The sequence below is a fragment of the Haloarchaeobius pelagicus genome (assembly GCF_051207375.1).
Taxonomy (GTDB): domain Archaea; phylum Halobacteriota; class Halobacteria; order Halobacteriales; family Natrialbaceae; genus Haloarchaeobius.
Window position 1 is genome coordinate 402,032 of record NZ_JBPJZD010000002.1, and the last position, 20,395, is coordinate 422,426.

A 20,395-nucleotide genomic window follows, 5' to 3' on the forward strand; every position below is an offset into this window, starting at 1 on the left:
TGGCTCCTGTCGAACTCGCGCGAGGGATGAGGACCGCAGTGGAGCGCAGCGGAACGAGGACCTGAATCGGCTGGGGAGGGTGTGGTTGCGGTGGCGGTGCTGTGCGGTGGCGGGGCGGTGGCGGTGGCGGTGCTGTGCGGGGCGGTTTCCAGTGCCACCAGCGCGAGTGACCTGCTCGCCGTCACCAGAACCAGTTCGACCATCAGCGGGGAAAAGTCAGCTCTCAGCGACCCCGCAAACACGCCTCACCGGTACGAGTACCCAGAGTCCTCCTCGCGAGTCCCGTACCGCTCCGCGAACTCCACAGGCGGCAGTTCCTCGTCCTCGGTCGGGAGATGCCCATGGGCCAGCACCCCACGGAGCCACGTCTCGGCGTCCTCGAACCCTAACCGCACCGTCGGCGCGAGCGTCCCGCCGAAGCGACGTAGCTGCTCGTCCTCGGGGAGCAGGGCCACGTCGTCCAGCGACGGCCGGTCGAAGTCGTAGTAGTTGAAGAAGCTCGTCACCAGCAGTTCGTCGCGGTGCTGGTACACCATCCACGAGTACGCCTGGAAGGGGGCGTTCGCGGGGTTGGTCAGCACCAGCCCGGAGCCGTTCAGGGGCTGGTAGTCCCCCCGTAACTCGTCCGCGACGAAGCCGTAGAGGGCGTCGTACCCGGAGAGGCCGGGCGCGAACGTGTGGACGTGGCTCGCGGTGAACAGGTAGTACTGGCCGTCGTCGACGGCGATGTGGGGGCGCTCCAGTTCCTGGTTGACGCCCACTGCGTCGAGCAGCGGAGGCTGGAGATTCCAGTCGGTCGGGTCGCCCGTCGGGGAGTGGGCGATGCCGATGCTGCCGTTGAACTCCTGCTGGGCCGCGTCGCCGCCGCAGGCGTCCGAACCCTCCGGGACGGGGGTGTTCGCCTCGAACAGCAGGTAGGTCTCGCCGTCGGCGGGGTCCTCGAAGAACCACGGGTCGCGGAAGGTGTAGATCATCCCGCGGGACTGGTCTTCCGTCTCGTACCAGTCGCCGTCGGGCTCGGCGAGGATCTCGTGCTCCCACGGGCCCTGGAGGCTGAGGCCCTGGCCGCTCGTGTCGACGGTGCCGCCCGAGGCGCAGGCGAGGCGCTGGGTGTAGGTCAGTTCGTCCTCGCCGGACTCGCCGGCCGCGGTGTAGTAGAGGTAGCAGGTGCCGTCGTCGTCCAGCAGCGCGGAGCCGGCCCACTGTCGAGAGCCGAACGCCTCATCCGGGTCGACGGCGACGCCGCCGCGGTTCCACTGCTCGCCGTCCTTCGAGTAGTAGTACCGGATGGTCGCCACGTCGTGGCGCTTGCCGGGGAGCAGGTCCGCCGAGGCGGAGAGACAGAAGATGACGCGGTAGCCACCGGGCGTGGCGATGCTGCCGTCGCGCTCGCGCAGGAGCCACGTGTCCCAGATGTGGTTCTCGGAATCCGTGGTGCTCGCAGGTGGGTAGATGATGGGTGCGGTCGCGTCGTCACGCCGAGTGATGGTCGCGGCCTGGTCACGGGTCCAGGCAGGCGTCGCGGAACCGGGCGTCTGCTCGGTCATACACGACGTACTCGTCTCCGAGTGAATAGACGTACTCATTTCCGGCACGTCCCGTGTCGCGTCGTCGCGCTCCGTGTCGGTCTCGTCCCGGTCGCGATGCACGGTCGGTGTCGCGGAGCCGGGCGTCTCGTCGCTCATAGGAAAACTACTCGCTACCGAGTAAATAGTTATTGTCCTTCCCGGCAAGTCCCGCACCGGGGGTGTCGAGTCGCACACGGGCGAATCCCGGCAACACTGCCCGTGTGGTACAGAGTTCGCACAACCGAACCACCATATGTGTCCGTGACGAATGACCGCCCATGACGAAGCGACACGTCTCGTTGCCGGACAGTGCGGAGGCCGGCGTTCGAGCGTTCATCGAGGAGGTAGACGAACGACTCTCCTCCGACGAGAGCACCTGTAGCGTGGTCGAGGACGTGCTCGTCGACCTCCACGGCGACCGCGACGCCTACGAGCGCTGGAAGAACGGCGAAGACGTCTCCGCAGCCGAGCGGGTCCGCCTGCAGGGGTACGACCCGTGCAACACCACCCTCGAATCGGAGTACTACGCCGAGAAGGACGAGGAGGCGTTCAAGCGCTCGAAGCACCTCCAGTGGCTCTGGCGGCAGTTCGACGCCACACCGATGGCCGACAACGTCGAGTTCGCGCTCCGCTTCCGCCAGATGCTCGCCGAACACCTCTTCGAGGACGTGGGTGAGAACTGCCGCTTCTTCAAGGGCATCTCGTTCACCTACGGCCACAACATCACCATCGGCGACAACGTGGTCATCCACGACGACGTCCACCTCGACGACCGCGGCAAGCTCACCATCGGCGACCGCTGTTCCATCTCCGACGGCGTCCACGTCTACAGCCACGACCACGACGTCGTCGACCAGACCGCCATCGAGAACTTCCACACCATCGTCGAGGACGACGTGCGCCTCACCTTCGACGTGATGGTCCGTGCCGGCTGCAAGGTCGGCGAGAACGCCGTCGTCGGCGCTCGCGGCGTCGTCCAGCACGACATTCCCGCCCACCACATCGCTGTCGGCCAACCCGCCAAGAGCGTGAAGATAAAGCCCGGGTTCGAGGACGAGGCCGAACCGCTGGAGGACGCTGGTGTCAACCGCCAGGACGAGCGGAAGATCCCGTACGACCTCCCGGACGACTTCGAGGCGTTCGACGAGTTCGGACGTGACCTGTCGTCCCGGGAGTAACAGATTTTTACCGTGTCGGGCCGAATCGCATGACGATGCGACGCCGCCGGCTGCTCTCCACCCTCGTCGCCCTCCCCACCGTCGCCGGCGCGGGCTGTCTGACGCTCGACGACGACGACGAGCCGACGCCCACGACGGACGAACCCGACCCCGTCCGGCTCGAACGCGTCAGGATGCGCCTCGACACACCGTGGGGGGCCGCCTTCCACCCGCGCACCGGCGAACTCTACCTCACGGAGCGCCCCGGCCGCATCCAGCGGGCGACCGGCCGTGACGCCGGCCTCGTGCGCGACCTGACGGGCGAGACCGTCGAGCGCGGCGAGAGCGGCCTGCTCGGGCTCACGTTCGACCCCGCCGACCCGACCCGGGCGTTCGCCTACCAGACGTACCAGCGCAAGTCCGGCCTGTGGAACCGCATCCTCGAACTCGCCGTCGACCGCGACTTCGCCGTCAGCGGCGTCCTCTTCGACAAGATACCGGCCGCGGGGGTCAACAACGGCGGCCGGCTCGCGGTCGGCCCGGAGAACGCGTTATACGTCACCACCGGCGACGCCGACGACCCGGAATCGGCACAGGACACCGACTCCCTCGCGGGCAAGGTGCTCCGGCTCACCCTCGATGGCGAGCCCCACCCGGACAACCCGTTCGGGAACGCGGTGTACAGCTACGGGCACCGCAACCCGCTCGGCATCACGTTCGTCGAGGGGGAGTGCTACCTCTGTGACCACGGCCTCGACGGGAACGACGAACTCAATCGCGTCCAGCCGGGCGAGAACTACGGCTGGCCGGTCGTCACCGGGGAGACACGGGCGAACCGGTTCGTCGACCCACTGGTGTCGTGGAGCCCCCAGATAACGCCCGCGAGCCTCACCTACTACCGCGGCGGTATCGAGCGCTGGCAGGACAGCTTCTTCGTCGGCGCACTCACCGGCCAGCACCTGCGCCGCGTCGTCATCGCGGGCGACGGCCCCACGGAACAGGACACGTTCTTCGGCGACCTCGGTCGCATCCGGACGACGTTCACCGGCCCCGACGGCCATCTCTACCTCACGACGAGCGACCAGGACGGCGAGGGCGACCCTGAACCGACGGACGACGCCGTGTTCAGGGTCCTGCCGCCGTAGCCAGAAAAGGACTGTCTCGACCGCGGTTCAGCGCAGTCGTGCCACGCCGAAGAGCGCGAGGTCGAACACGAGGACGAGCGACAACACCGCCCCGAGGGCGGCTGCCGCGAACTCCTCGAACGACACCCAGCCGGGGAAGACGAACCGTGCCCAGGCGACGTAGGTGCCGACCTGCTTCTCGACACCGTCACCCTCGACCTTGCTCGTCAGGTTCTCCCCGGTCGCATCGACGCCACCCTCCTCGGGGCCGCCGAGTCGGTCGGCCGCGTACGGCATCTGTATGCCGCCGTACTGCCAGACGACCTCGCCCTCGGTGTTCAGCTCGATGACGCGGTTGTTGAACGTGTCCACGATGAGCGTGTTGCCGTTCTCCAGTCGGTCCGCGTCACGCGGCCAGAGGATACCCTGACTGTACTCCCAGACCTTCTCGCCGGTCTCGACGTCGTACTCGACGACGCGGTCGTTCTCGCTGTCCGCGACGAGGGTGGTCCCGTTCAGCCGCATCGGGTTGTGCTGTTCGTAGAGCTTGTCGTGCTCACCCGGCACCCCGACGACGCTCACCACGTCCTTCGTCGTCCGGTTGACCTCGATGACCACGTCGAAGTTCCGGATGGACAGCTGGAAGTTCCCGTTCTGGAGCAGGTCGATGTCGTTCATGTGCGTCCAGTCGTTCTCCGGGCCGGTGTACTCGGGACTGTCGTACTGCTGGTCGAACTCGGTTCCCTCACCGAGGTGGTCCCGGGCGTGCCACTCCCAGGTGATGTCACCCTGCTGGTCGACCGTGAACGCCCGGTTGTTGCCCATGTCGATGATGGCGGTCTCGCCGTTCGGCAGCCGGTCGGCGTCGTGGACCTCGTGGTTGTGGACGAACACGTCGTACCACGAGTGGTTCCACACCTCTTCTTTCGTCTCGTAGTCGAGTTCGACGACACGGTTGTGGACACAGCCGCCCTCGGCGAACTCTTCGGGGCACGCACTCGATGGGCGGTTCGTCGCCACGGAGGCGAGGATGTTCCCGTTCTCGAGCATCTCGACGTCGAACACCCGGGAGTTGTCGGGCTCGTACTCCCAGATCACCTCACCGGAGGGCGTCACCTCGATGGCGCGACCCTCGTACGCGTCGCCGTAGCTCTGGATGCCGATGAGCGTGTTACCGGCGTGCTGTTCGAGGACCGATGCCGTCTCGTTCGTCGTGTTCTGTTCGGTCGCCATCGGCGTGGCGGCGGCCGCAGGCGCACCGAAGGCGGCCTGCAACCCGAGATACGCCGTGACGAGGAGGAGGAGCGCGGAAACCGCGAGCATCCGGGACCGTCGTTCCATACCCGAGCCTGCAGGTGACGGTGCCTAACTCTGACGGAATTCGGTGCACCTGAGAGGCAAGTACCAACAGTAAAGTAGCGTGCTACGCTATACCACGGTATGGCAGAGGTCTGGGACTGGGCCATCGGCTACCTGCTCGTGTTCGCAGCGCTGCAGCTGGCGGTCTACATCTACTACCGGCGACAGACCGACAGCGGGCCGTCGCGCGCCGTCCCCGAGGGCGACGGCATCGGTTTCGAGGAGCGAGCGTCGAGCGCGCCCGCGACCCGCCGACGCGAACCCACCGGCGACAGCCGGCACTGCCCACACTGCGGCACCCCGAACGAGCTCGACCCGACGTTCCGGTACTGCCGGTACTGCGCCGGCGACCTCTCTGGCACATAGGCGTTTCGGCCGTTTCAGCCCACCTATTAGCCGTTTCGGCCGGTCTTGGCCAGCAAACATATACCGACCCGCGCAGAAGCCTGAATCGAGTCGAATGAACACGACCGATACCGAAGCAGAGCGCTACGTCGGCCGCGAGACTGTCAACGGCCTCATCATCTACGACCGAGAGAACCTCGACGCCTGGATCGAGTCCGATACGACAGTCGCCGTCGCGCAGTCCGACTACCGCTCCTCGCCGTCCCAGTAATCGACGGCCGCATCACGGGGGTAGTAGCCATCCACGGTTCGGGCCGCCGAATCACCCCCCGGAGGGGCACCGGCGAAGATGCCGAGTTTTCCAGAGTCCGGATACACCGTCACGTCAGGTTCCTGCATCGTCGACACACACAGGTAGCGAAGCGGCTCTTCGCCCGTGTTGACGACACGATGGCCACCCTCCTCGCCCGTCGGTAACGCCACGAAATCACCCCGTTCGAGCGCCTGCCCCCCATCGGCGGTTCGGAGCGTTCCCGTCCCCGCGAGCACGTAGATGGCCTCCTCGTTCGCCGTGTGGTAGTGGAACGGCCACGAGCGCGCTCCAGCCGGGAGTTCGTACAGGCTCGCCCCCAGCTGTTCGGCGTCGGCTGCACCACCGAGTCGCTTGCGCCGAAAGCGCGTCGCGCCCGTCTCCAGTTCGTCCCACTCCAGGTCTGCCTCGTTGACGTGTCCGACCATGGCCGACGCTACGAATCCAGTTCTCCTGATACTTTCGCGTCCGACACCTGCCGCTGGTCGATGCGAGAACGAGTCACCAGCGCGACTATCGGTCCTTACTCCTCGCGGAGGTACTCGTCGGGGTCGACATGCAGGTCGTCGTGGTCGATGGTATCCCACTCGCCCGCGACCGTCGCCCGGACCATCGTGAAGTCGTTGTCACAGTACCCTCTGGCCAGCTGCGGCCATCGCTCGACGATAGCCTCGCTGTCGTAGTGGATGCCCAGCAGTGCCTCCTCGTGTGTCTCGTAGAACGTTCCGAGCGTGGTCTCGAACGATGCCCCACTGTCGTGTTGTACGTTGTAGCTCACAGGTTCCCAACTCCCAACTCATCAATCGGCCAGTAGAATCATAGCTAATAGTATGTTATCGAACCGGTAGTTCCGCTGTAACCCGGCGGCGAGACGGCGTAGGGAGAGACTACTATCGATAGCCGTCGGCGGGTTTGCACGTCCTGGTGACATCTCGGGGAGAAATCGGGGAGATGTGCCGACCCTGCTCAGCATGGAAGAAAGGAACCCACCCTCCCGAGAACACAATAAAAGGTTAAAATTTATACCTATAGAAAGAGGAATCAAAACTGTCCGGGGTAATACAACGGTTGCGCCACCCAGTTCGATGACTACAATTGTGACCAAGACGTTGGAGGCGACGCTTGTCCAGCCCACTGCTCATAAGCAGTCTAAACTCGAGGATCTTCTCGAAACGTATCGTCAGGGTCTGCAAGAAGCGTTCGACGCCGGAGCGAGTACGATGTCATCAGTCAGTGACATCGTTACCCCCTACAATCTCCCATATCAGGCCAAAGCCGCACTCTGCAATTACGTTCCGAAACTGCAGAAGACGGACGAAGCCGAGCAGCTAGACGAGAATCACCCTGCACGCCTCACCAACCAAGCCGCGAGGTTCGACCATTCGGAGCACCGTCACTACGAATTCACGTGGTGGGTTCCCCGTCCCGGTCGGGGAACGAACTTTTGGATTCCGCTCCGTATCAACCCCGAGCAGGGATCGCTCTGGTGTGACCTCGTGGCCGACGATTTGAAAGCGGGTGAGATACGGCTTCAGAAACACCGAAAGAGCTGGGTACTGCATGTCACCGTTGAATACCAAGTCGAGAAACCAACGACTGACGGTGACGCCACGCACATCGGTTTAGATATCGGAGAAACCGCCCTCATCACGGGCTGTGCCCTCAAGGACGGTGCTCCGACTGACCCGTTCGTGTGTAGCGGAAGCAGAGCCAAGCATCTCCGCAAAGAGATGCATACGACCCTGAAGCGGCTCCAAAAGCGCGAAGCGTCCGAGTGGCGTATCGAAGACAACTTCTCGCACTACCAGAACGCGCTCACCGACATCGTGGAAAAAGCGTCTCGGCAGGCCGTCGAATACGCCAGACAGTACGAAAACCCGGTGTTGGTGATGGAGGACTTGACGTACATCCGTGAGCGGCTCGACTACGGGAGGTACATCAACCGCCGTCTCCACTCGTGGGCCTTCGCTCGACTGCAAGGGCGCATAGAGGACAAGGCAACGGAAGCAGGCATTCCGGTAGAGTACGTGAACCCGGCATACACCTCGAAAACGTGCCACTCGTGCCACCGCATTGGTCATCGGGACTCACAGGCAGAGTTCAAGTGTCCCAACGACAACTGCCACGTTTCGACGTTCCAGGCCGATATCAACGCTTCCGCGAATATCGCACGACGAGTTGACCCGTGGGGAGAGAGCGTGCCGCTTGACAAGGTGGAACGCGATGATTCACCTCGGGATGGGAGCGGTTGTGATACCGCCACGACTCACTGTGGGCAGCGCACATCCACGCAGATGACGCCCAGCAGTACCGGAGAGTCGAAACCCTCTGCCAGCGTTCACGAGACAGGGTCTCGTGAGTCAACCAAAACCGGAGGTCCTGGTGACGTTCGACAGACCGATTGTCTGTCAGGCGAGTCGGAGTCGCAATGCGACTCTGGCGTCGACTAGTGACTGGTATTCCCCATGCGTGGGAAGCCTCTCACTTCGAGAGGAGGATATCACTAGCTTGGGAACTTAAGCAGGAGTAGAAGACCTGTGGACGAAAGGAATGCGCCGGCCGGGAATCGAACCCGGACTAGTGGCTTGGGAAGCCACTGTCCTACCATTGGACCACCGGCGCTCACTCACTACGTTCGTTCGCGCCGAGCCTCCACTCACTTCGTTCGTGGAGACACCGGCGCTCACTGGCGTTGTGCCGCTGTACTGTACTATTGCTGACCTGGCTTTTTAAAGACATCGAATACCCATGATGTTGGCAGGGCAAAAGCCGCTGGACAGCGCCACGCTGTCACCCCCGGTTGTGGGAAGACGTTCGCGCGAATCCCGTGGTTTCGTCGAAGCAGCGGGACTCGCCACGGAAGGCTATCGAATCGCCCGCTTCGACGACGACCGCGACCGAATTGCCTCGATATTCGGGCGTGCAATCGAACGTGACCGGCGCGTCCACGTAGCGACCGTCTACACTGTCGAGCGTCGCGCGGACGTGAACGTCGTCCCCTTTGGACGCGTTTTCAACAAGCAGGACTGTTTCGAGGTTGACGGCCGCACCAGACTCACCAGCTGGGAGCGAGACGTACTGTCGGGCCAGCGTGTGTTCGTCCCGGTACGCCCTGACGACGAGTTCGTGGGATGTGGGAGATTCGTTCGTCACTCGGATACGTAATCGCTGGTCGGAGTCGGTCGTCGAACAGCCAGACAGGGTGGCGAGCGACACGAGCGCTCCTGCCGAGAGGAACGTTCGTCGGGAGGGTGTCGAATCCATCGGACCTTTCGAAAACGGGCCCACAAAACCATAAAAGATGTGTCATATTGTGGGCTGTCTCGACTGTGTAGTCCAGAGCGACGGGCCCGAACCACTACGCACCGCAATCCAGCCACATAGCTGGACGAACGTCCAGCCTCCGGCCGCATCGAGCAACGTATTAACGGGTGCAGGTGCAAGGCCACGATAATGTTGGACCTTCGCTTCTCGGAGGAAGAGCTGGCCGCCCAGCGCGACCACATCGTCTCGTTCATCCAGGACACAGTCGCAGCCGCGGGCGCCGACGGGGCCGTCCTCGGGCTCTCGGGCGGTGTCGACAGCACGACGACGGCGTACCTGGCCGTCGAGGCGCTCGGGAAAGAGAACGTTCGCGGGCTGGTACTGCCGGCGTCGGTCTCCAGTGATGCGAACATGAGCGACGCCGAGCGCGTCGCGGAGACGCTGGACATCGAGTACGACACCATCGAGATCGGCCCCATCGTGGACGAACTGGTCGACGCGATTCCGGACGCAGACGGGTCGACGGTCGCGGTGGGCAACGCCCGGGCACGCCTGCGCGGGGTCGTCAACTACTACGTCGCCAACGAGGAGAACCGCATCGTCCTCGGGACCGGGAACAAGGCCGAGGCGCTGACGGGCTACTTCACCAAGTACGGCGACCAGGCGGTCGACTGCAACCCCATCGGGAACCTCTACAAGCAGCAGGTCCGTCAGCTCGCGGCGTATATGGGCGCGTCAGAGGACCTCGCGGAGAAGGAGGCGACCGCGGAGCTGTGGGAGGACCAGACCGACGCACAGGAGATGGGCGTCGACTACGACACGGTCGACGCGGTCATCGCGCTCCACATCGAGGGCGGCGCATCGACCAGCGCGACCGCGCGCGAACTCGGTATCCCGGAAGCAGACGTGGAGACGGTCCGCGGGCTGTACGAGGCCAGTGAGCACAAGCGCCACATGCCGCCCGCGCCGTCCGAGCTGCGGCTCTGAGCGAGCGGCCAAAACTGGGTGAGAATCGCCTATTCGTCGACCGGGTCCTCGGCGACCACACGGACGCTGTCACCGCTTTTGAGCACGTAGCTCTCCGGGTCGACGGGTTGGCCGTTCACCTCGTAGACGACCGTCGAGCCCTGGCCGGACCGGTAGACGTCGTCACCGAAGGCGAGGCCGTTCTCGGTCACACCCATCCCCAGGGACTCAAGAGCGTACTCCAGCGTGACGCCCTGCCCGTGGACGTGCCACTGGCTCCCGCCACCGTTCTCGTAGTGAAAGTAGTCGTCCTGGAGCTGGTACTTGCTCTGGCTGAAGTCGAGCGACTGGCCGTCGATGGTGACGGTCATCGAGCCGTGCTGGTGGACCGTCCCGAGGCTGGCGGGCTGACGGACGCTATCGCCGGCGAGGGCGTTCGCCGCACTGGCGCTGGACCCGCCGCTGAGGCTCACCAGCAAGCCACCCACGATGAGCGCGAAGACGACCCCGACCGCGCCCAGCGCGAGGGTGCTGGTCGGGATGCCGTCGCCATCGTCGAGGTCGGCGACGCGTCGCTGTTCGATGCGGCCCAGGTCGTCCGGGTGCTCGTCGCGGAGGTGGCGGAGGTACGCCTCCTCGGCGTCGAACGAGGCCCCACAGTAGTCGCAATCGTGCACACGCGCACAGGAGTGCCCGACCGAAATCAATGCTTCCCTGCGCCGTCGGTACCCCGGTGCCCAGCCTGTTACCGGCCTAATTCGTCGGCGTGCTCGACGACGAGGTCCGCGAACACCTCGGCCTCGCGGGCCTCCTGCACCACCCGGTCGGTACCGTCGCGCATCCGCCGCTTCACTGCTGCCAGCGCGTCCGGCTCGTTCGCGGCGACCTCCTCGGCCACCGCCCTGGGGTCCTCGACCACCCGCGACACGAGTCCCATCCGGTGCGCCTCCTCGGCGTCGACCACCCGCCCCGAGAGCGCGAGGTCCATCGCATCGCCCTCTCCGAGGACGCGGGGCAGCCTGACGGTGCCGCCCCAGGCCCCGAACAGCCCGAGTGTCACGCCCGTCTCCGCGAACGTCGCCTCGGGCGTCGCGACCCGAATGTCACACGCCAGCGCGAGTTCGACCCCGCCGCCGCGCGCCGGGCCGTCGATGCCTGCCACGACGACGTTCTCGGCGGTCTCGATCGTCCGTGCAGTTCGCTGACCCTGCCGCGCGAACGTCCTCGCGTCATCGTGGTCGAGCGACGCCACCACGTCGAAGTCGGCCCCCGCGGAGAACGCGCCCGCCGCGCCGGTCAGGTAGACCACCGGGGTCTCGGCCGCCTTGATGGCGGCCGCCAGGTCGTCCAGTCCTGCCCGCGTCAACGCGTTCCGCCGCGACGGCCGGGAGATCGTAACCGTCGTCACGTCCCCCGAAACCTCCGTCTGAATCATGTCCCTGCGTCTGTCGGGTTTTCCAAAGGTCTTTGCCTTTCCCACCGCTAGCGACTGCCAATGGACGAGGCCGCTACGTGCCGCCGTGCCGCCATCGAGGCCATCCGGGACATCTATCCGGACCGCCTCCGGGACGACCTGGAGGCGCGACTCGAGTCGGCGTCGATGGCACCAGGAGTGCTGACGATTCGCTGTGCGCGCGCCTGTGACGACGCCGTCGACCCCGCGTCCGTCGCCGAGCGGGCCGCTGGAGTCCAGCTCATCTACGACGGACTCCGCCTCACCCGGACGCTGGCCCACGAGGAACCCTGGACCGACAGCGACGACCACACCCAGCCCAACCTCGACTCGCTCGCCGCCACCGTCCTCGTCTCCCGCGGCTTCTATCTCCTCGCGCGAACAGACGCCGCCAGCAAGGCCGTCGCCACCGTCCGCCGGTTCGGTCGCGACCAGACCGGCCGCCGCGCCCCCGACGCCGACACCGCCGCGCTCGACATCACCCTCGAACGCGACGTGTTCGAACTCGCCGCCACCGCCGGCGTCACCGCCGTCGACGCCACCCCCACGACCGAGCTGTTCGCACAGGTCGACGACCTCGCCGTCGCCGCCGGTATCGGGCTCCCCGACGCCGCGGCATCACTCCCGGCCCACACGGACCTCCAGACCGGCGCGACCGCCGGTGACGCGGCCAGCGCTGACGATCATGTCCGCCAGCCGGCGACGGATTCGTGACGACGAATCGAAGCCCTTAAAGATACGAGCGGGCAACCATGAAATGCGCCGAACGCGACACGGTGCCTGGGTAGCTTAGCGGTAAAGCGCGTCCTTGGTAAGGACGAGAGCCCGGGTTCAAATCCCGGCCTAGGCTTTTTCCGAGCGACTAACCCCGGAGCGATAGCGACGGGGTTGTCACGGATTCAACTCCCGGCCGATACCCACCCACTTCTCTCGCCGCCTACACCTCGAAACGGGAGGAATCTCGCTTATACTCGCAGCTCGCCTACAGTGTGTCACAGAGGCACACATGCTACGCCACACCCGACAACGCATCAAGGGTGGGCTCCTCGCGACAGTCGGCTTCATCCTCTCACCGCTCTCGTGGTGGAACGACCTGCTGGTGAACGTCCCGCTGGCGTACGCGTTCGCGACGGTCGTCGCCCTGTTGGTCCACGGGTCGTTCGTCCCTGCACTGGTCGTCGGCTACTGGCTGACGAACGTTCTCGGGTTCGTGCTGTTGCAACAGGGCACCACCAGCGTCGTCACCGGGGAGAACGAGCCGTACACGAGAAAGCGACTCACCCGCGATCTCCTGCTGTCGGTCGGGTACACGGTCCTCATCCTGGTGCTCGTCGAGGCCGGGGTGCTCACGTTCCCCGAGGGGTTGTTGCCCTGACCTGTGGGACGCGACTGGCGAACTCTGTCAGCGTTTTCAGTTCTTCTGTTCTCCTGTTACAAACGGGTGCTGCTGCCTGAAGACACAACCACACCCGCTGTACTGCATCTCGATACGCAATCGAATCAGTTGAGAGAAATACACGTGTCAGATTAGATAGGTACGTTTATTATGCGCCCCTCTGCCATGCTAGTCGATGTTTGACGAACGAAGTAATCACACTTTACCATCCATGGACCGGCGCGAGTTCGTGGGTGGATTGGCCTCGCTGGTCGCGGCGTCGGCGTTCTCGCTGACGGTCGCCGACGAGACGGCCGCGAAGGTCACGACGGGGAACGATGCAGCCACACAGACGGTCACGTCGCCGGACGGGAACGTCGCGGTGACGGTTGACGTGGCGGACGGGGTACCGAGCTACAGCATGAACCACGGCGGGGAGACGGTCGTCGCCGACTCACGGCTGGGCTTCGCATTCCAGGACCAGCCCGCCTTCGGCGAGGGCGTCACGGTGACCGGCAGCGAGCGCGCCACGGAGGACACCACCTGGACACCGGTGTGGGACCAGTACGACAAGATTCGCGAGCAGTACGAGGAGCTTCGACTCGGGCTGGTAGAAGAAGCCGACCCCGGTCGCCACCTCACGCTGGAGGTCCGGGCCTTCGACGACGGCGTCGGCTTCCGGTACGTCTTCCCCGAGGAGAGCGGGTTCGGCGAGTTCGTCGTCACGGGCGAACGGACCGAGTTCGCGTTCACCGGCGACCACACGAGCTGGTGGGTCGAGAACGACTTCAACAGCTACGAGTACGCCTACAAGGAGACGCCCCTGAGCGAGGTCGGCTCGGGAACGCCCTACGAGGGCGCACACACGCCAATCACGATGGAGACGGCGGGCGGGCGCTACCTCAGCGTCCACGAGGCGAACCTGGTCGACTACGCCGCGATGGCGGTCGAACCGGTCGCCGAGGGCTCGACCACCGTCCAGTCCACGCTGGCACCGATGCCCGACGGGACGAAGGTCTCGGCGGCGGCCCCGCACCGGACGCCCTGGCGCACGATACAGGTCGGCGAACGCCCGGGTGACCTCGTCGAGTCGAGCCTCGTCCTGAACCTGAACGACCCCATGGACCCCGAGGAGTTCCCGCAGGGGACCGACTGGATCCAGCCCCAGAAGTTCCTCGGCGTCTGGTGGCTGATGATAACCGGGCGCGCGGACTGGGAGTACACCGGCCCGCAATCGGGCAACCACGGGGCCCAGACCGACCGGATGAAGCGGTACATGGACTTCGCCAGCGAGCACGGCATCGACAGCGTGCTCGTGGAGGGGTGGAACGAGGGCTGGGACTCCTACCCCGGCGACGGGAGCACGATGGACTTCGACGACACGTACCCCGACTTCGACATCGAGGCAGTCACCGACCACGGTGCCCAGCTCGACCCGCCGGTCGCGATGACGGCCCACAACGAGACCGCCGGCAACGTCTCGAACTACGAAGCCCAGCTCGACAACGACCCGAACCCGTTCGCCGACTACGACGACCTCGGCATCAACTCCATCAAGACGGGCTACGTCGCCGACAGCGGCGTCTCCATCGACGGGACGACGTACAACCACCACTGCCAGGCACTGGTGAACCACCACCGGCTGGTGTACCAGGAAGCCGCGAAACACCGCCAGATGCTGGAGGTCCACGAGCCCGTCAAACCGACGGGCGAGCGCCGGACCTACCCGAACGTGATGACCCGCGAGGGCGTCCTCGGGCAGGAGTACGACGCCTTCGGCTACATCGACCCCTCGCACCACGTCACGTTCCCGTTCACCCGGATGCTCGGCGGTCCCGTCGAGTACACGCCGGGTATCTTCGACATGGACTCCGGTTCCGGGGGAATCGAGACCACGCGGGCGAAGCAGCTCGCGATGTACCCGACCTACCTGAGCGGCCTCCACATGGTGGCTGACCTGCCGAGTTCCTACCTCGCCGACCAGCCCGCGGTCTGTGCAGTCGACGAGGTCTGCCAGGCCGAGTTCGCCGACAGCGACGGGTTCACCACGAAGGCGCGCTGGGCCGGCGCGCAGGGCGGCCGGTACGTCCCGGTCGACCCGAACACGGTCGCCACCGACGCGTCGCTCTCGTGGACCGTCGAGGACGTCCCCGAGGCCGGCGAGTACGCGGTCCACCTGCGCTACGCCAGCGACGCCGAGAACAACGCGGTCCCGGCGGAGGAACCCCGGACCGCGACCATCGTCGCCAACGGCGACACCACGCAGGTCACCTTCCCGCCCACGGCGTACTGGGACGAGTGGACCACCGTCTCGGCGACGGTCACGCTCCAATCGGGCGAGAACGACCTCGCGCTCACACTCGCTGACGACGACACCGGCGGCCTGAACCTCGATTCGGTCGCGGTCACGGAACCCGACGCGTCGATGCCCGAGCCCGAACCCGACCCGACGCTCGGCCCCACAGTCGACGCCTTCCAGTTCATCGAGGACGTGCCGGCCGCCGGCTGGGACGACACCCGCGTCGTCGACGCGGACATCGGCTCCTACATGGTCACCGCCCGGCAGAAGGGTGCGGAGTGGTTCGTCGGCGCGATGACCGACGAGAACGGCCGCGCCCTCGACGTTCCCCTCGACTTCCTCGACTCGGCCACCGGCACGCGTAACGGCCACGAAGAGGGCACGGGGACGGGCCACGGCGGCGGCACGGGCAACGGGAACGGCCAGGGCAAAGAGAACGGCGAGGGCACGGGCCACACCAAAGGCAAGTACGTCGCCGAGATCTACTCCGACGGCATCGACGCCCGCTTCGACGAGAACCTCACCGACGTGCGCATCGACGAGGCCATCGTCACCGCCGACACGACCCTGCTCGCCTCGACCATCGAGTCCGGCGGAACCGCGGTTCGCATCCGCCCCGCGGACTGGGCGGACGTGGCCGAGCTGCCCGAGTACGAGTATCCCGAGCAGGACCTCGACGTCGAAATCAGAGACGAGACGTTCGTCCAGGAGCCCTTCGTCAGCGCCACCGGCTCGAATTCGGGCGACTACATCGGCGGCACCACGGTCGAACTCGTCGTCGACGGCGAGGTGGCCGCGAGCGCGAACGTCCGCTTCCCGCCGAACTCGACCGAGCAGACGTACGAGTTCTCCTACGCCATCGACACGCCGGGTACCTACGACGTGGTCGTCCAGACAACCGGCGAGGAGACGCTCGCGAGCGAGACGGTCACGGTCAAACCGCCAGAGACGGTCGCGACTATCAGCGACCCGACCGGCGACGACCACGGCCCCGGCGAGTACACCTACCCGACCGCCGGCGCGTTCCCCGAGGGCGTGTTCGACCTCACCGCGGTCACGGTCGAGCAGACCCCGAGCATCCACCAGTTCCGCTTTGAGGTCGAGACCCTGAACAACGCGTTCGGAAGCAGTCGCGGGTTCTCGCCACACATGTTCGTCTGCTGGCTCCGCGACCCGAACAAGGCCGGCGGGTCGACGGCCAGTCTCGACGACCTCGGCGCGAACGTCGACTTCGCCGAGGCGTGGCACTACCGCCTCGAGATCAGCGGCTTCACCAAGAGTGCAATCGACGCGACCGGCGCGGCGCTCACCGACGCCGACGGGAACACCGTCACCGTGCGCGAGAGCGTCGACACCGCGGCGGGAACCGTCACCCTGAGCCTCGACCGCGAGGCCCTCGACGGGGTGGACGCCGCGGACCTCGAACTCGTCACGATGGTCCAGTCCGAGAACTTCGGCGGGCTCCGGCCCGTCAACGAGACGGCCGGCGGCTACACCTTCGGCGGCGCGAAACCCGGCGCGGTCGACAACGCGCCGTGGATCATGGACCTGGTCACGCCCGACAGCGTGAGCCAGGCCGACGCGCTGGCCTACAGCGACACCGAGCGCGCGACGCTGCCGTTCGTCTCGGTGGGCGAGGAGTAGGTCGGAGAACTGTCTGTCGTCCCCTTCTTTCAGCAGACCGCCGCGACCAGCACCACGGTTATCGTGTTTCCGAACCGATACACCCCATGCCACGCGCCCTGCTCGTCGGCGGTACCCGCTTCATCGGTCGCCACACGGTCGAGGAACTGCTCGCACACGATTACGAGGTGACCACCTTCTCCCGGGGAAAGGCCGCAGACCCGTTCGCCGACACCGACGGGGTCTCTAACTACCAGGGTGACCGGAACGACCACGCCGCCCTCGAAGCCGCCCGCGACGAGGTCGACCCCGACATCGTCATCGACTTCGTTGGCATGTTCCCCGAGCAGATTGCGACCGCGACCGAGGTGTTCGCCGACGTGGATGCGTACGTGTTCGTCTCCTCCGGGTCGGCCTACGGCGAACAGCCGATTCCGATGCGCGAGGACGAGACGCCGCTGTGCGAGTGCACCCCCGAGCAGGCGACCGACGAATCGATGGCGAGCTACGGTCCCCGGAAAGCCGAGTGCGACCGCGAGGTGTTCGACGCCGCCGACCGCGGGGTGAACGCGATGTCGGTCCGCCCGATGCTGGTGTACGGCCCGCACGACTACACCCAGCGGACCGACTACTGGCTGCACAGGGTGTCAGAGTACGACCAGGTGCTGGTGCCCGGTGACGGCGACAGCCTGCTGCACCGGGCCTACGTCGCGGACGTGGCGCGGGCGCTCAGACTCGTCGCCGAGCGCGGCGACCCGGGCGAGGCGTACAACGTCGCGGACCGCGAGGCGACGACGCTCGCGGGCTGGCTGGAACTGGCAGCCGATGCCCTCGACACCGAGGTCGAGTTGGTGTACGCCAGCGAGCGCGAACTCGCCGCGAATGATCTGTCTCCCTCGGATTTCCCGCTGTTCACGGACGAACCGATGCTCGTCTCGACCGAGAAGCTGGCCGCCCTCGGCTGGGACTCGACGCCCCTCTCTGATGCCTACGAAATGACCGTCACGGAGCATCTGGAATCGGAGCGGGACGGGACCGAACTGGGCCCGGCTCGCGAGGCCGAGGAGGCGGCCATCGACGCACTCGGACCGGTCGAGAGCGACTACGAGGGCGGGGTCTCCTCGAAGCCGTCGCGGTCGGGGTAGCACGACCGCGCGGTCGAGGTAGTCCAGAAAACCGGGACACGGCACCGATTTGTACCTGCCCCGAGTCTCCCCGGTATGGGAACGCTGGCACTCGACATCGAGACCGCGAGTCCACACGGCAAGCCACGCGACTTCGAGGACACCGACTACTTCGAACTCGTGGCGGTCGCGGTGGGTTACGCGGCCTCGCCCGACGACGACCCCGAGACGGCGGTCTTCCTCCGCGAGGGCGGGTGGGAGGACGAACACACCGCCGACGTGTTGCAGGCCGTGCTCGACTGGGTCGGTGACCGCCCCGTCGACCGGACGCTCACCTACCACGGGACCGGGTTCGACGAGATCCACCTGCGGAACTGGGCGAGCGAGGTAGCCGAGGCGGGCGCGTGGCCAGAGGCCGAAGCCGAACTCGACCGGCTCTTCGCCGGCCACGTCGACCTCGCCGTACACGCGGGCGATGCCTACCAGGACCGGCTCCGGGGCCGCGCGACCTTCCCGAAGCTGGAGCGGCTCTGTCGCTGGGAGGACATCGACACCGGCGAGGTTCGCTATGCCGAGTACGACTTCCACGACGGCTACCTCGCCGGGATGGGCATCACCGACGAGGTCATGCAGGGGAAACACATCGGTGTCGCGCTCGGCGAAGCCTACGTCGACGGAATCGAGAACGGGCTCACCGAGACGGCGACGTTCCAAGAACTGGAGCGACTCCTGCGCGACTACGCCACCGGCGACATCGTCCCGCTGTTCGAGCTCGACGCGCTGTTCGGGCATCCCGACCCCGAGGAGTGACGACGCGGTCGACAGCCCCTCCGAGCGTGGTCGGGCACACGGCTTTTACCGTCCCCACCCCAACCGTCTGAGGAATGCGACAGCTCGGCCTGCTCGGCCTCGCCCTCGTCCTCGTCGTCCTCCTCGCCGGCTGCAACGCGGTCCCCATCGGCGCACAGGAGTCGGGGACCCTCGGTGTGAACGACTCGCTCGCGGGGAACGCGAGCGTCACCAACCCGACGAGCGACCCGCAGGGCTGGGAGGACGGGTTCTGGTACGACGAATCGCTGAACGTCACGACCGCCGACGGGCTCAGCGACGCCGAACTCGACGCCGTCGTCGCCCGCGCGATGGCCCGCGTCGAACAGGTCCGGGGCGTGGAGTTCGAACGACCCGTCCCGGTCGAACTCGTCACGCGGAGCGAGTACCGGAACACGATGCCCGCGGCCGCAGGCGGCGGGGGCGACACCGAGGCGTCGGCGACTCTGCAGGCCGCGGCCACCGAACAGGCCGCCCGATACGAGGCGCTGTTCCTCGTGGGCGAGTCGGCCGACGCTCAACAGCAGCAGTCCGAGAACCGCGGCTCGACCGTACAGGGCTACTACGACACCCAGGAGGACCGCATCGTCATCGTCTCCAACAGCGACCCGGCACGGCTCAACGAGGTGACGCTGGCCCAGGAACTCTACCACGCCTACCAGTTCCGGCAGGTCCTCGTCTCGACCCCGGTGCCGAGGAACATGAACGACGACCAGGTTCGCGGGGTCATCTCGCTGGTCGAGGGTGACGCGAACTTCGTCGACCGGCGGTACGAGCAGCGGTGTTCGACGGACTGGGAGTGCCTGGAAGACGACGGGACCGGTGGCGACGGCGGGGCTGACGAGGACGGCGACGGCGAGACCGCAGCCAGCACCGACGACGGCCCGTCGGTCCACATGGGGCTGTACCTGCTCTCGTACTTCCCCTACGCCGAGGGCGAGGAACTCGTCCACGACATCTACGCCGAGGACGGCTGGGAGGGCGTGGACGACCTGTACGATGACCCACCCCTGTCGAGCGAGCAGGTCATCGAGCAGGACCTCGACGCCGAGTCGGACCTGGTGCAAGAACCCGACCGGAGCAGTCAGGCGTGGGAGCGTGTCGACGTCGGGCCGCCGGGGTCGACCCTCGGCGAGGCCGGCATCGCCACGATGTTCGCGTACACCCTCTACGACGACCGGAACGCGACGCTGGTCTCGCGCGAGGACTTCCTCAACACGGATGCGAACGGGAGCGTGAACAGCTCGAACCCGCTGGACTACGACCTCCCCCCGAGTGACGGCTGGGCAGGCGACACGCTGTACGCCTACCAGAACGGCGACCAGACGGGCTACGTCTGGCACACGACGTGGGACTCGGACGCTGATGCGAGAGAGTTCGCCGACGCCTACCGCGAACTACTGCGCTATCACGATGCAGAACAGGTCGACGAGAACACGTTCCTCATCCTTCAGGGGCCGTTCGCCGACGCCTTCCGGGTGACCGTCGAGGGGAAGCAGGTGACCATCGTGAACGGGCCGGCCCCCTCGACGCTGTCCGGGATTCACGACGGGACCGCGAACGCGTCGGCAGCCTGAAAAAGACGAACGCGACGGCGACC

General features: G+C 66.1%; 19 protein-coding genes and 2 tRNA genes. 13 read left to right on the forward strand and 8 right to left on the reverse strand.

Features of this window, described 5'->3' with window-relative positions:
- Positions 1-245: 245 nt before the first annotated feature.
- Complete coding sequence (locus ACSC1S_RS14555) at positions 246-1,547, reverse strand: glycoside hydrolase family 68 protein (RefSeq protein ID WP_435365529.1); 1,302 nt, start codon at positions 1,545-1,547, stop codon at positions 246-248.
- Positions 1,548-1,846: 299 nt separating this feature from the next.
- On the opposite strand from ACSC1S_RS14555, the gene ACSC1S_RS14560 reads away from it, so the two are divergent.
- Together ACSC1S_RS14560 and ACSC1S_RS14565 are read left to right on the forward strand one after the other, a co-directional pair.
- Entirely contained in the window at positions 1,847-2,746 is a 900-nt protein-coding gene (locus ACSC1S_RS14560; RefSeq protein WP_435364942.1) for an acyltransferase, read from the forward strand.
- A 35-nt stretch (positions 2,747-2,781) separates the two neighbouring features.
- Positions 2,782-3,870 carry a PQQ-dependent sugar dehydrogenase gene (locus ACSC1S_RS14565; RefSeq protein WP_435364943.1) on the forward strand — a complete coding sequence of 363 codons (1,089 nt, stop codon included), beginning with the start codon at positions 2,782-2,784 and terminating at the stop codon, positions 3,868-3,870.
- Positions 3,871-3,897: 27 nt separating this feature from the next.
- Here ACSC1S_RS14565 and ACSC1S_RS14570 read toward each other — a convergent pair whose 3' ends face one another.
- A complete protein-coding gene (locus tag ACSC1S_RS14570; protein ID WP_435364944.1) occupies positions 3,898-5,190 on the reverse strand; it encodes an aryl-sulfate sulfotransferase in 1,293 nt (430 codons plus the stop codon).
- 99 nt (positions 5,191-5,289) lie between these two features.
- Between ACSC1S_RS14570 and ACSC1S_RS14575 the strand changes: the two genes are divergently transcribed.
- Both ACSC1S_RS14575 and ACSC1S_RS14580 read left to right on the forward strand, forming a co-directional pair.
- On the forward strand, positions 5,290-5,574 hold the full coding sequence (locus tag ACSC1S_RS14575; RefSeq protein WP_435319564.1) for a DUF7577 domain-containing protein: 285 nt from the start codon (positions 5,290-5,292) through the stop codon (positions 5,572-5,574).
- Between the two features lie 94 nt (positions 5,575-5,668).
- The gene (locus tag ACSC1S_RS14580) at positions 5,669-5,824 is read left to right on the forward strand and encodes a DUF7331 family protein (protein ID WP_261648530.1); all 156 of its coding nucleotides are present in this window, start codon (positions 5,669-5,671) and stop codon (positions 5,822-5,824) included.
- Here the strand turns inward: ACSC1S_RS14580 and ACSC1S_RS14585 are convergent.
- Positions 5,800-6,291, reverse strand: a complete 492-nt coding sequence (locus tag ACSC1S_RS14585) for a cupin domain-containing protein (protein WP_435364945.1) — start codon at positions 6,289-6,291, stop codon at positions 5,800-5,802. The genes ACSC1S_RS14580 and ACSC1S_RS14585 overlap by 25 nt on opposite strands.
- Positions 6,292-6,386: 95 nt before the next feature.
- Positions 6,387-6,641, reverse strand: coding sequence for a hypothetical protein (locus ACSC1S_RS14590; RefSeq protein WP_435364946.1), 255 nt, complete (start codon positions 6,639-6,641; stop codon positions 6,387-6,389).
- 307 nt (positions 6,642-6,948) lie between these two features.
- Between ACSC1S_RS14590 and ACSC1S_RS14595 the strand changes: the two genes are divergently transcribed.
- On the forward strand, positions 6,949-8,313 hold the full coding sequence (locus ACSC1S_RS14595; protein ID WP_435364947.1) for an RNA-guided endonuclease TnpB family protein: 1,365 nt from the start codon (positions 6,949-6,951) through the stop codon (positions 8,311-8,313).
- A gap of 101 nt (positions 8,314-8,414) precedes the next feature.
- Here ACSC1S_RS14595 and ACSC1S_RS14600 read toward each other — a convergent pair.
- Both ACSC1S_RS14600 and ACSC1S_RS14605 read right to left on the reverse strand, forming a co-directional pair.
- Positions 8,415-8,485 (reverse strand) — tRNA-Gly (locus ACSC1S_RS14600).
- Positions 8,486-8,653: 168 nt separating this feature from the next.
- A complete protein-coding gene (locus tag ACSC1S_RS14605; protein WP_435319568.1) occupies positions 8,654-9,127 on the reverse strand; it encodes a hypothetical protein in 474 nt (157 codons plus the stop codon).
- 189 nt (positions 9,128-9,316) lie between these two features.
- Between ACSC1S_RS14605 and ACSC1S_RS14610 the strand changes: the two genes are divergently transcribed.
- Positions 9,317-10,114, forward strand: coding sequence for an NAD+ synthase (locus ACSC1S_RS14610; RefSeq protein WP_435364948.1), 798 nt, complete (start codon positions 9,317-9,319; stop codon positions 10,112-10,114).
- 29 nt (positions 10,115-10,143) lie between these two features.
- Here the strand turns inward: ACSC1S_RS14610 and ACSC1S_RS14615 are convergent, their stop codons facing one another.
- Positions 10,144-10,770 carry a hypothetical protein gene (locus ACSC1S_RS14615; protein WP_435364949.1) on the reverse strand — a complete coding sequence of 209 codons (627 nt, stop codon included), beginning with the start codon at positions 10,768-10,770 and terminating at the stop codon, positions 10,144-10,146.
- A gap of 68 nt (positions 10,771-10,838) precedes the next feature.
- A complete protein-coding gene (locus ACSC1S_RS14620) occupies positions 10,839-11,528 on the reverse strand; it encodes an enoyl-CoA hydratase/isomerase family protein (RefSeq protein WP_435364950.1) in 690 nt (229 codons plus the stop codon).
- A 60-nt stretch (positions 11,529-11,588) separates the two neighbouring features.
- Between ACSC1S_RS14620 and ACSC1S_RS14625 the strand changes: the two genes are divergently transcribed.
- The 7 genes from ACSC1S_RS14625 to ACSC1S_RS14655 all read left to right on the forward strand — a co-directional run bounded on the left by ACSC1S_RS14625 (position 11,589) and on the right by ACSC1S_RS14655 (position 20,372).
- On the forward strand, positions 11,589-12,260 hold the full coding sequence (locus ACSC1S_RS14625; RefSeq protein WP_435364951.1) for a DUF7114 family protein: 672 nt from the start codon (positions 11,589-11,591) through the stop codon (positions 12,258-12,260).
- 64 nt (positions 12,261-12,324) lie between these two features.
- Positions 12,325-12,396: transfer RNA gene (locus ACSC1S_RS14630), tRNA-Thr, on the forward strand.
- A gap of 156 nt (positions 12,397-12,552) precedes the next feature.
- Positions 12,553-12,921 carry a DUF7980 family protein gene (locus ACSC1S_RS14635; RefSeq protein WP_435364952.1) on the forward strand — a complete coding sequence of 123 codons (369 nt, stop codon included), beginning with the start codon at positions 12,553-12,555 and terminating at the stop codon, positions 12,919-12,921.
- Positions 12,922-13,117: 196 nt separating this feature from the next.
- Complete coding sequence (locus ACSC1S_RS14640) at positions 13,118-16,864, forward strand: glycoside hydrolase family 97 N-terminal domain-containing protein (RefSeq protein ID WP_435364953.1); 3,747 nt, start codon at positions 13,118-13,120, stop codon at positions 16,862-16,864.
- A gap of 86 nt (positions 16,865-16,950) precedes the next feature.
- The gene (locus ACSC1S_RS14645) at positions 16,951-17,988 is read left to right on the forward strand and encodes an NAD-dependent epimerase/dehydratase family protein (protein ID WP_435364954.1); all 1,038 of its coding nucleotides are present in this window, start codon (positions 16,951-16,953) and stop codon (positions 17,986-17,988) included.
- 75 nt (positions 17,989-18,063) lie between these two features.
- Positions 18,064-18,777, forward strand: coding sequence for a hypothetical protein (locus tag ACSC1S_RS14650; RefSeq protein WP_435319579.1), 714 nt, complete (start codon positions 18,064-18,066; stop codon positions 18,775-18,777).
- A 74-nt stretch (positions 18,778-18,851) separates the two neighbouring features.
- On the forward strand, positions 18,852-20,372 hold the full coding sequence (locus tag ACSC1S_RS14655) for an Hvo_1808 family surface protein (protein WP_435364955.1): 1,521 nt from the start codon (positions 18,852-18,854) through the stop codon (positions 20,370-20,372).
- The last annotated feature ends 23 nt before the right edge of the window (positions 20,373-20,395 follow it).